Origin of the sequence: Helicobacter ailurogastricus (assembly GCF_001282945.1) — a bacterium.
Taxonomy (GTDB): Bacteria; Campylobacterota; Campylobacteria; order Campylobacterales; family Helicobacteraceae; genus Helicobacter; species Helicobacter ailurogastricus.
In genome coordinates, this window is sequence record NZ_CDMG01000009.1 from 226617 (window position 1) to 237452 (window position 10836).

9 protein-coding genes and 1 rRNA gene are annotated in these 10836 nt (G+C 45.1%); 5 read left to right on the forward strand and 5 right to left on the reverse strand.

What is annotated here, in order from left to right:
- Nucleotides 1–349 precede the first annotated feature (349 nt).
- The 4 genes from HAL07_RS06490 to HAL07_RS06505 all read right to left on the reverse strand — a co-directional run bounded on the left by HAL07_RS06490 (nucleotide 350) and on the right by HAL07_RS06505 (nucleotide 3920).
- A complete protein-coding gene (locus HAL07_RS06490) occupies nucleotides 350–880 on the reverse strand; it encodes a tetratricopeptide repeat protein (protein WP_104707354.1) in 531 nt (176 codons plus the stop codon).
- A gap of 489 nt (nucleotides 881–1369) precedes the next feature.
- A complete protein-coding gene (locus HAL07_RS06495) occupies nucleotides 1370–1822 on the reverse strand; it encodes an S-ribosylhomocysteine lyase (protein ID WP_104707363.1) in 453 nt (150 codons plus the stop codon).
- A gap of 28 nt (nucleotides 1823–1850) precedes the next feature.
- On the reverse strand, nucleotides 1851–2993 hold the full coding sequence (locus tag HAL07_RS06500) for a cystathionine gamma-synthase (protein WP_053945506.1): 1143 nt from the start codon (nucleotides 2991–2993) through the stop codon (nucleotides 1851–1853).
- 9 nt (nucleotides 2994–3002) lie between these two features.
- Nucleotides 3003–3920: a PLP-dependent cysteine synthase family protein gene (locus HAL07_RS06505; protein ID WP_053945507.1), complete on the reverse strand. Its 918-nt coding sequence runs from the start codon at nucleotides 3918–3920 to the stop codon at nucleotides 3003–3005.
- A gap of 689 nt (nucleotides 3921–4609) precedes the next feature.
- Here HAL07_RS06505 and glaH point away from each other — a divergent pair.
- Nucleotides 4610–5566 (forward strand): glutarate dioxygenase GlaH, encoded by a 957-nt coding sequence (gene glaH, locus HAL07_RS06510; RefSeq protein WP_053945508.1) that lies wholly within the window; start codon nucleotides 4610–4612, stop codon nucleotides 5564–5566.
- Nucleotides 5566–6771 carry an L-2-hydroxyglutarate dehydrogenase gene (gene lhgD / locus HAL07_RS06515; protein ID WP_053945509.1) on the forward strand — a complete coding sequence of 402 codons (1206 nt, stop codon included), beginning with the start codon at nucleotides 5566–5568 and terminating at the stop codon, nucleotides 6769–6771. The genes glaH and lhgD overlap by 1 nt, the downstream gene beginning before the upstream one ends.
- On the opposite strand, the gene HAL07_RS06520 is transcribed toward lhgD, so the two are convergent.
- Entirely contained in the window at nucleotides 6768–7160 is a 393-nt protein-coding gene (locus tag HAL07_RS06520) for a C40 family peptidase (RefSeq protein ID WP_156295956.1), read from the reverse strand. The two genes, lhgD and HAL07_RS06520, sit on opposite strands and share 4 nt — an antisense overlap.
- 399 nt (nucleotides 7161–7559) lie before the next feature.
- Between HAL07_RS06520 and HAL07_RS06530 the strand changes: the two genes are divergently transcribed.
- The 3 genes from HAL07_RS06530 (at nucleotide 7560) to HAL07_RS06540 (ending at nucleotide 10787) form a co-directional block, all read left to right on the forward strand.
- The gene (locus tag HAL07_RS06530; protein ID WP_053941849.1) at nucleotides 7560–7889 is read left to right on the forward strand and encodes a DUF1104 domain-containing protein; all 330 of its coding nucleotides are present in this window, start codon (nucleotides 7560–7562) and stop codon (nucleotides 7887–7889) included.
- 528 nt (nucleotides 7890–8417) lie between these two features.
- A 16S ribosomal RNA gene (locus tag HAL07_RS06535) occupies nucleotides 8418–9917 on the forward strand.
- 234 nt (nucleotides 9918–10151) lie between these two features.
- The gene (locus tag HAL07_RS06540) at nucleotides 10152–10787 is read left to right on the forward strand and encodes a DUF262 domain-containing protein (RefSeq protein WP_053945511.1); all 636 of its coding nucleotides are present in this window, start codon (nucleotides 10152–10154) and stop codon (nucleotides 10785–10787) included.
- Nucleotides 10788–10836: the final 49 nt, after the last annotated feature.

Consider the following 10836-nt stretch of genomic DNA (forward strand, 5'->3'; position numbering starts at 1 on the left):
TTGCCAAAACAAATCGATCACGACCCCATATCCATAAACTTTTCTCTTCTGAGGACTCCAAAATTTAATCTCAAAGCCTTTGAGCCAATGGGCAAAGAAAACACGATGCATATTTTGTGAGTCTTTTTCTCATTTTAAGCCCTATCATGTTCTTTAAAAACTTTTACACTAAACAAGGGATTTGCACACCTTGCCATAATCTGTAGATTCACTGGCAACATTTGTCTGCCGTATTCTCATTTCAACATGCTAGTTGCTAAACTTGTGTTTAACAAGGCCGTCCCACCTTAATGAGACATATGAAAAATTGCTCGAGGTAGCCTGAAGTTAAAATTATTGTTTATCCGATTTACTTCCTAGCTTTTTTACAACCGATCTGATTACCCAGATCACAAGCTTTTTGGTAATAATGCCGTGCCATTTCTTTGTCTTTTCCCACACCTTCGCCCCTCCAATACATCACTCCCAAGCTGTAATAACCATCTGCATCCCCCATCTCCGCTGCTTTTTGGTAATATTGCAAAGCTTTAGAATAATCTTTGACTACTCCCTCACCATCCTCATACATCACTCCCAAGTTATAATAGGCATCAGAAACCCCCATTTCAGCGGCCTTTTGGAAATATTGTATGGCCTTAAGATAGTCTTTAGCAACACCCTGACCATTCCTATACATCCCTCCTAAGTTATTATAAGCATCAGCGTTCCCAATTTCTGCTGCTTTTTGGTAATATTGCAAAGCTTGAAAATAGTCTTTGCTTTTATAAGCATCTGCGCCAAGATTAAAATACCGATTCGCCTCTTCGCCAGCATAGGCCCCACTTAAACAAAGCAAAATTAACAGCATTGCTTGGTATATATTTTTGAATAAACTTACCATCTTTTCTCCTTTGGCTATTGCCGACTGATTATGGCTTTAAAATTTAAAAAAGCCAATCACAATTTAGATCAAAACAAGTTAAAAGATACTATATGTCGTCAATGATTGCACTTATGTTATGTGTTAAATGATAGCAATAAAAATAACATTCAGCCAAAATGATAGAAACACACTAAAATAACAACCGTATCAGTGGGCGAGGTACGCCACCGCATTAATGCTTGTGAATACACTCTTGCACACAAGAACCCCCGTCTTGTTAAACAAAAGTCTAGCAATTAGCAGTTGAAATGAGAATACGGCTATCGTCGAGGGTTAAAGCACCTTTGCGTCCTTTGGGCGTTGATGCGGCTTTGTTGCGCTACATCACTAAAAGCTTAAATCCCTTTGACTTTTACAACATTAGAGATTAACCATAGCGCGGGTGTGTACGGGGCTTGCATAAACTAGCAAGTAAAGCACCCACACCACACCCCTTTTGCAGTCTGATTAAGCCTCCACTTCAGACCACTCAGCGTGTTTAGCCAAAAAGGCGCGGGCCAAAGATTGTGCGCCCTCTAGGGTATGGCTGGCAGCAAAACCACATTGTCTCTCATTGCATGCGGGCACCTCTGTGGCCTTGAGTACATCCTGCATGGTTTTTTCTAAAAGCTCTAAGATTTCTGAATAGTTGTCGTGATTTAACACCATTAAATAAAACCCCGTCTGACAACCCATCGGTGACCAATCCAAGACATAATTGGCGTGGTTGCGGATCAATTCTGCAACTAAATGCTCTAGGGAATGCAGGCTTGGCATGTCCATGTGTTCTTTGTTGGGTTGTTTTAAACGCACATCGTACTTCACAATCAGATCACCGCGCTCGCCCCTCTTGCGATCGGCCACACGCACATAGGGGGCTTTCACTTTGGTGTGATCTAAGTTAAAACTTTCTACATTCATTTTCACATTCAACTCCTACATTTAATGGTTATTTTAAGCGTTTAAACGCTTGTTCTAAATCCTCTAGCAGATCTTCTTGATCTTCAATACCCACAGATAAGCGCACAAGCCCATCCTCAATTCCCGTAGCGATGCGCTTTTCTTTTGGAATGCATGCATGCGTCATCACCGCTGGGACACCCACAAGGCTCTCCACCCCACCTAAACTCTCGCCCAAAATAAATAACTGAAGACTCTCTACAAAGGGGATCGCCTCGCCATCATTTTTGAGCGTGAAAGAGAGCATGCCACCAAATCCACGCATTTGGGCTTTAGCAAGATCGTGGTTAGGGTGAGTTGGCAGACCCGGATAATAGACCCTTTTGACTTTGGGGTGTACTTGTAAAAACTGCGCCACACACAGGGCGTTTTTTTGGTGTTCTTCCATGCGCACGCCCAATGTTTTGATGCCCCGTTGCAACAACCAACTATCCTGAGGGCCTAGTACTCCCCCGATGGCGTTTTGATAAAAACCAATTTCTTGGGCCAATTCTTGGCGGTTGGTCGTAACAAGTCCGGCGACCACATCGCTATGTCCTCCTAAATATTTTGTCCCGCTGTGCAACACAATATCCGCACCCAAGGCTATGGGATTTTGCAAGTAGGGGGTCGCAAAAGTGTTATCTACAATGGTGAGCAGATTGTGCGCTTTGGCAATCGCGGCACATTGCTTAAGGTCAGTGATTTTAAGCAGGGGATTGCTGGGTGTTTCTAAATATAAGGCTTTGGTGTTGGGCTGGATAGCCTCTTGTATTTGGACGGGGTCGCTGGTGTCTAAGATCGTGCAAGAGAGCCCACCTTTAGCCAGCACCTTATCAAAGAGGCGGAAAGTCCCCCCATAGACATCATCGCCCAGTAAAATATGATCACCTGATTGGAATAGTGAAAAGACAGCATGAATGCCTGCCAAACCAGAGGCAAACGCAAAGCCATTAACCCCCCCTTCTAACGCGGCAATGAGCTCTTCTAGGGCAAAGCGGGTTGGGTTGCCTGAACGGGAATATTCATAACCTTTAGGGCGGCCCACTCCATCTTGGCGGTAGGTTGATGTTTGGTAAATAGGCACACTCACCGCCCCAGTCGCCTTATCTTCGCTAATCCCCCCGTGGATTAATTTTGTTTGCAAACGCATGCTCGTCTCCTATTGATAAATGCCCTTAGACAGGTAGCGATCGGCCATATCCGGAAAGATTGTCAAAACCAAACTCCCCTCTGGCAGGCGTTGCACCTCCCGCAAAGCTGCCACAAAGGCCGCTCCACTAGAGCTGCCCACCAAGAGGCCATGCTTGCGTGCAAGTTCTCTAGCGTATGCAAAGCCCTCCGAATCGCTGATCGTTTCAAAACCATCAATGGGTAAATCTGAAAAAAAGGGAGGGATGAACTCTACACCAATGCCCTCAATTTCATGGGCATGGGACTCTCCTCCATTTAAAATCGAGCCCTCCGGCTCTACACCGATGAGGCGGATAGAGGGGATGTGCTCTTTCAAGTATTTAGCTGTACCTGCAAAAGTCCCCCCGCTTCCAATCCCGGCCACGAAGCTACTAAGTTGTGTTCCCAATTCTTGGACAATTTCAGGACCCAAACTGCAATAGTAGGCCTCTGGATTAGCGGGGTTTTCAAACTGCAAAGGCAGGTAGCTATGCGGAGTGTTTTTAGCCAATTCCTTGCTCTTGGCAATCGCCCCAGCAATCCCCTCTTCACTAGGAGTGTTGATCACGACCGCACCTAGGGCTTTCATGATCTGCTGTTTTTCTAGGCTAAATTTTTTTGGGACAACAAAGATCGTCTTTAGACCATGCCTTAGGGCTACAAGGGCTAGAGCGATCCCTGTGTTGCCCGCCGTAGGCTCAATGATCGTTGTCTGATCTGTGATCTGACCTGTTTGGATCCCCTTTTCTATTAGATATTGACCCAAACGATCCTTAATGCTCCCCCCCGGGTTTAAATGCTCCAATTTGGCATAAATAACAGAGCCCCGAGGCATGGGATGATCTCGATCCGTGAATTTAAAAACGGGAGTGGAGCCAATGATTTGGCTCATTGTAGTGATGACCATGGCTTTCTCCTATCAGTAGCGCGCAGTATAACATAAAAAATCGATTGTTTTTGTCTTGCAATTTGTTTAAGGGACCTACGCTATCCGAAGCAATATCGGTTGCTTGTCCCCTGCTCAAGATTTATGCTGTGGGCTTAAGACTTCTTTAGTTTGAGGCTCGTGTTGGCGCAGACTTTTGGCCATAGCTTCTAGCAGCCCTAATGGGTTGTGAGGCACTAGTATTTTGAGGTCCTTGTCCACTTTGATAAATAAAACTCCAAATAAGTGCCTATAAGGATTTTCAAGACGAACAAAACGGGCAAATCTACCCACAACACCCGCGCTTTAACCTCTTTGTAAGAGACTTTTAACTTGTCTTCTAAAAATTTAAAGAGGGCATCTAGATTCTGTGTTTCTTCTTTGAGTTGGAGATCACACCTTTTAAACTCTCTTTCTCCTGTGTGCGCCCTTTAAGCTGAACCTCTAGGGTGTCTTTCAAAGAACTAGAGACTGCGCCAGCAATCTTAAATTTCCTGCAATCCTTTTGACTGATTTAGCTTACAAACCCATGAGCAAAATATTTGCCACTCTCTATTCCTGTTTCATCCATATGGTGGCTTATTGAGCGCCACTTTAGGCTTTAGTATTGGAACATTATGAATTGTTGGATAAAATCCTACTTATATATCAACCTTAATAAAGGAGAGAACATGGCAAAAACCACAAGCAAAGCCTTTAGTGTAGAGCCCACCCCCTACTCTAAGAGGCTCTTGCAAGTCACTTTCAGCCAAGACACCATCGCAAGCTTATTAAAAGAGTTAAAAGATTGCCCCGTGCAAGCCCTAGAGTATAAATCCTTTTTGCGCTTTAGATGCGCCCAAATCTTAGACAAGCTCTGCCACCACAAACTCAAACCCTTTTTAGAACAGACCTTGAGCGATCGCAAAACGGGCGCGCTCTTGGTGAATCCTGAGGGCATTAATTCCGTGGAGCAAGGCGATGACATGGTCAAAATCGCCACGGCTTTTGTGCATTTAGTGGGGCGCTCTAACTTCGATCAGATGACGGGGCAATTTTACGCCCGCTGGGCGGTGGTGAATACCGACAACTCGGACAGTTATCTACGCCAGCCCCAAAAGCCCCTAGAGCTCCACAACGATGGGACTTTTGTGAATGAAGTGACCGACTATGTGCTGATGTATAAAATCGATGAACAGCACATGCAAGGAGGAGACTCGCAACTCTTGCACCTAGATGATTGGGAGGACTTGGCGAAGTTTTATAACCACCCGCTGGCTAAAAAGGTCATGCGCTGGTCTGCCCCGCCGAGCAAAAAGGTTACCTGCGATGTCTATCACCCGGTGTTTGAGGCCGACAGCCATGCTAACCCGGTCATGCTCTACATCGATCAATTCGCCCAGCCCAAAGACTACGAGGAGGGCATTTACCTAGCTGATCTTAGCGACTCGCTAGAAAGTTCTAAAGCCAAACTCTCTTTTCCTGTGCCTGTGGGGCAGTTTTTGCTGATCAACAACTTATTTTGGTTGCACGGGCGGGATAAATTCCAGCCCCACCCCAAATTGCGCCGGGAGTTGATGCGCCAAAGAGGGTATTTTTCTTTCACCACCAACCCCTTTAGCCGCTACAAAGACTTTAAAAACTTCTAATGCTCCCCATTTATGATTGCGTGGTGATTGGAGGGGGGATTTTAGGCCACTGTGTGGCGATGCAACTTTTGGAAAAATACCCCAATTTTAAGGTCTTGCTTTTAGAAAAAGAAGCGCAAAGCGGCTTGCACCAAACAGGGCGCAACAGCGGGGTGATCCACGCGGGGGTCTATTACACCCCGGGGAGTTTAAAGGCGCGCTTTTGCTATGAAGGCAACAAAGCCACAAAGGCGTTTTGTTTAGAAAATGGGATCAAATACGAGGAGTGTGGCAAGCTTTTAGTTGCAAGCAACGCACTAGAAATGCAACGCATGCAAGAGCTCTTAGAGCGCACCAAAGAAAACGGACTAGAGCGGGTTTGTTTAGATGCTAAAGAACTTAAAGAGCTAGAGCCAAACATTACGGGTCTTGGGGGGATATTTTTCCCCACAAGCGCGATTGTGAGCTATAAAGAAGTTACTTTAGCGATGGCTAGACGTTTTAAAGAAAAGGGCGGAGAGGTCATTTACAATGCTGAGGTGGTGGTGATCACAGAGCACGCGAGAGGGGTGCAACTTTGCACCAAAAACGCTGTCTATGAGGCAAATTACTTCATCTCTTGTGCGGGGCTATTTAGCGATCGCATCGTTAAGATGCTGGGCTTAAAGCCGGGCTTTAGCATTTGCCCCTTTAGGGGGGAGTATTTTAAGTTGTCCCCTAAACACCATCAAATCGTTAAACACTTAATCTACCCCATCCCAGATCCTAGCATGCCCTTTTTGGGCGTGCATTTGACAAGAATGATCGATGGTAGTGTTACCGTGGGGCCTAATGCCGTGTTGGCGCTCAAAAGAGAGGGGTATTGCAAAACAGACATCAGCTTACAGGATTTAAAAGAAATGCTCGCACACAAGGGGGTGAGAAAGGTCATTGCCAAATATTTTAAACCCGGTTTGACGGAGTTTAAAAACTCTCTTTGCAAAAAAAGCTATTTGCGCTTGGTGCAAAAGTATTGCCCGAGCTTGCAACTAGAGGATTTAAGCCCCCACCCCGCGGGTGTGCGCGCGCAGGCGGTGAGCGAGTCGGGTGAGCTCATTGAGGACTTTTTATTTTGCAATAGCGCTAGAAGTGTCAATGTCTGCAACGCCCCAAGCCCTGCGGCCACCTCGGCTATCCCCATAGGCCAGCACATTTTAGAGCAACTAGAGGGGGTGATTGGGGGTTAATTGCCTCTATCCCAAACACGCCAGTTGTCCGCCCCTAGATACACCTTACAATATTCTATGGGGTCTTTCACCAAGAGGTCCTCTTTACATTCTTGTCCGGATAGGCACTCGATGACAAACCTATGGCTGTTATTGACTAAGGGATCGTATGGGCCCCTCTCATCTATGCCATGCCCCACTTGCGCACGGGCGCGTAGTGCCACTTGGGATGAGCCAATACACGAAACATAAATGCTTAGGGCTAAATCCCCACCCATTTGCAAAAACGCTTCTGGATTACATGTTTCAACTTTGCTGTTTTCGCTCCAATGGATGATTTGGTTACTGCCGACATAAATGCCTGTATGCTCCAAACCTCCATGGTAGCGCCGCACCACTGTCAATCTCAACAATATCCATAAAATCAACGAGCACACCACGGATATCCTTGAGAATGGAGATAAGATCGCCACCTGTGTGCAGGATTTATTAAAAATCAACGATTCTATGCAAAAATCCTCGCATGAGCTCAACGAGCAAACCCTCGATCTCAATGACTTCTTAAGCGCGTTTAAGATTTAAGTTAAACGCTTGTCTAGCTTTGTGTGCGTCTATTGGCAAGGTGTTAAATTCGGGCATGGTTTTGTCCTTTTTGCAGGGTTTGGTGAAATATTTTTTGAAAATAAATATCTTTAGATTGCATTAATTTTTACAAAATCTAGGATTTTAAGGCACTTGTTTTAACAGATTTACACAAGATTTACAAATGTGGCTAACATGAAATTGTATTTTTTTTACAAAGGATCAACATGCAGTCTTTTAAACTAGGAATTTCTGCTTTAATTGTCGCAGGTCTATGCACCACTCTATCGGCCTCCACAAAAGGAGTTTCCTTTAGCAACATGAGCAGTGCAAACCTCATTGGGTTGGCTGGTAAAATTGTCCCCGAAGAAGCGCTTGATTATCAAATGGAGCTTCACAAACGGGCCGAGAAAATGAACCCTGAACAACGCAAGGAGTTTTATCGAGAGGTTATTGCTATGGCAGATAAAAACATTGCCAAGACAGCAATGGAAAATATCAGTAAGCGTATGGACGAGCTATCTGCGTGGCAATCCAAGCTAGACTTGCCAAGATGACTTGTGCATAATAGCTAGCCAGTCTGTTTAGGCTAGGTGGGTAGGAGTTTGTTTCTCTTAGCTTCTACAAGACAAATTAGTAGCAACGAGGGCTTGCAAAAGGTCCTTTTTGTAGGGCTGGTTAGTTTAAAAGTGTTGTCGCCGCTGCGCATAAAATCTCATGTGGCCTCGCGCTTTTTCTAAGTAAGATAGATCGAGTTAAAACACGTTTTGGTTAGAAAACTTTGCTAACCCCTCCGTATTTAAGCTACACTTAAGCTTTAAAATCCTATAATCGCGTTTTGCCAAAGTTAAAGCGGTTTAAAAATCCAAAGGTTTAAAGACCAAAGCGGTTTTAAAGAAGCTTAAACTTCAAGCGCAACGATCTTTGACATCCAAGCAAGAGAGTCTTGTAGCCAAAATTTGTTTTTATATTTTGTTTTGGCTTTAAGGACTCTAGTTTTGACACAACTTGTCTAATAGAGTAACTTAATTTTGTGGCGTGGAGAAATCCACAACACAAGAGCCAGTTTGGGATTTAAACTTAACTTTATGGAGAGTTTGATCCTGGCTCAGAGTGAACGCTGGCGGCGTGCCTAATACATGCAAGTCGAACGATGAAGCCTAGCTTGCTAGGTGGATTAGTGGCGCACGGGTGAGTAACGCATAGATGACATGCCCTTTAGTTTGGGATAGCCACTAGAAATGGTGATTAATACCAAATACCACCCTACGGGGGAAAGATTTATCGCTAAAGGATTGGTCTATGTCCTATCAGCTTGTTGGTGAGGTAAAGGCTCACCAAGGCTATGACGGGTATCCGGCCTGAGAGGGTGAACGGACACACTGGAACTGAGACACGGTCCAGACTCCTACGGGAGGCAGCAGTAGGGAATATTGCTCAATGGGCGCAAGCCTGAAGCAGCAACGCCGCGTGGAGGATGAAGGTTTTAGGATTGTAAACTCCTTTTGTGAGAGAAGATAATGACGGTATCTCACGAATAAGCACCGGCTAACTCCGTGCCAGCAGCCGCGGTAATACGGAGGGTGCAAGCGTTACTCGGAATCACTGGGCGTAAAGAGTGCGTAGGCGGGGTTGTAAGTCAGGTGTGAAATCCTATGGCTTAACCATAGAACTGCATTTGAAACTACAACCCTAGAGTGTGGGAGAGGTAGGTGGAATTCTTGGTGTAGGGGTAAAATCCGTAGAGATCAAGAGGAATACTCATTGCGAAGGCGACCTGCTGGAACAATACTGACGCTGATTGCACGAAAGCGTGGGGAGCAAACAGGATTAGATACCCTGGTAGTCCACGCCCTAAACGATGGATGCTAGTTGTTGGGGGGCTTTGTCCTCCCAGTAATGCAGCTAACGCCTTAAGCATCCCGCCTGGGGAGTACGGTCGCAAGATTAAAACTCAAAGGAATAGACGGGGACCCGCACAAGCGGTGGAGCATGTGGTTTAATTCGAAGATACACGAAGAACCTTACCTAGGCTTGACATTGAAGGAATTTGCTAGAAATAGCGGAGTGTCTAGCTTGCTAGACCCTGAAAACAGGTGCTGCACGGCTGTCGTCAGCTCGTGTCGTGAGATGTTGGGTTAAGTCCCGCAACGAGCGCAACCCTCTTTCTTAGTTGCTAACAGGTCATGCTGAGCTCTCTAAGAAGACTGCCTGCGTAAGCAGGAGGAAGGTGAGGACGACGTCAAGTCATCATGGCCCTTACGCCTAGGGCTACACACGTGCTACAATGGGGCGCACAAAGAGATGCAATGCCGCGAGGTTGAGCCAATCTTAAAAACGCCTCTCAGTTCGGATTGCAGGCTGCAACTCGCCTGCATGAAGCTGGAATCGCTAGTAATCGCAAATCAGCCATGTTGCGGTGAATACGTTCCCGGGTCTTGTACTCACCGCCCGTCACACCATGGGAGTTGTGTTTGCCTTAAGTCAGGATGCTAAGGTAGCTACTGCCCACGGCACACACAGCGACTGGGGTGAAGTCGTAACAAGGTAACCGTAGGTGAACCTGCGGTTGGATCACCTCCTTTCTTAGAGAAACCTTTAAGACTTCGTTGTCTTAAGGCAGGCTCAAGGCTCTCTTGCTGGGGTGTTAGGGATGTTTAAAATCTCTCTGAAGTTTTCTTTTAAATTTTTAAAACTCGTTAAAATTCGTTTAAGTTTCTTGCTATAGAATCTCCTCCTTATCAACAATAGATCCAATTACTTTCTTATTTGTTTTTGTTATAATCCAGCTTTATCGTTTCAAAGATGATGGAGGCTTGATGCAAACCGATGGTTTTTGCCCTATAAGAGAAGATGGTTTATGTCCTGTGAAGGCATTGGAAAGGCGAAATTTTAAAATCCCTGCTTACCAAAGGGGTTATCGCTGGACTGCAAAAGAAGTACAGCTTTTGCTCAAAGACATTGTGCGTTTTATTCAAAAGGGCAAATCGGAGGAGTTTTCAGAGGAGTTTTATAGCCTACAGCCCATTGTTGTGAAAAAAATGAAGGAGGAGGGAAAGGAAATTTACCATGTCATTGATGGGCAACAACGGCTCACGACGATTTTTTTAATCATCAAGTACTTTGAGGGCAGGGATTTATTCACCCTCGATTATGAAACTAGGAAGGGGAGCTTTCAATTTTTATGCAACATCCACGATCCATCCAAATACCCTCAAAAAATCAACATCGATTTTTACCATTTTAAGGAGGCTTACAGAGCGATTAAAGATTACATAGAAAAGAAAGAAAAGGGATTTTTTGGTACGCAAAAACAAAAGTTCTTAGAGACTTTATACGATAAGTGCAAACTGCTTTGGCATGAAAGCGAGGATGATGAAAAAGAGGTGTTGTACGCCTCAATAGCGGGAAAATCCCCCTCATGGAAGCAGAAAAAATCAAAGCGTTGTTTTTAGCCAAGAGAGATGGACTCCAAGAGAAAGAGATCGAAAATATGGCTAAAAA

Bases quoted from the DNA above. Each gene is read 5' to 3' on its own strand.
- HAL07_RS06490 (WP_104707354.1), bottom strand. From the start codon at position 880: ATGGTAAGTTTATTCAAAAATATATACCAAGCAATGCTGTTAATTTTG.
- HAL07_RS06495 (WP_104707363.1), bottom strand. From the start codon at position 1,822: ATGAATGTAGAAAGTTTTAACTTAGATCACACCAAAGTGAAAGCCCCC.
- HAL07_RS06500 (WP_053945506.1), bottom strand. From the start codon at position 2,993: ATGCGTTTGCAAACAAAATTAATCCACGGGGGGATTAGCGAAGATAAG.
- HAL07_RS06505 (WP_053945507.1), bottom strand. From the start codon at position 3,920: ATGGTCATCACTACAATGAGCCAAATCATTGGCTCCACTCCCGTTTTT.
- glaH (WP_053945508.1), top strand. From the start codon at position 4,610: ATGGCAAAAACCACAAGCAAAGCCTTTAGTGTAGAGCCCACCCCCTAC.
- lhgD (WP_053945509.1), top strand. From the start codon at position 5,566: ATGCTCCCCATTTATGATTGCGTGGTGATTGGAGGGGGGATTTTAGGC.
- HAL07_RS06530 (WP_053941849.1), top strand. From the start codon at position 7,560: ATGCAGTCTTTTAAACTAGGAATTTCTGCTTTAATTGTCGCAGGTCTA.
- HAL07_RS06540 (WP_053945511.1), top strand. From the start codon at position 10,152: ATGCAAACCGATGGTTTTTGCCCTATAAGAGAAGATGGTTTATGTCCT.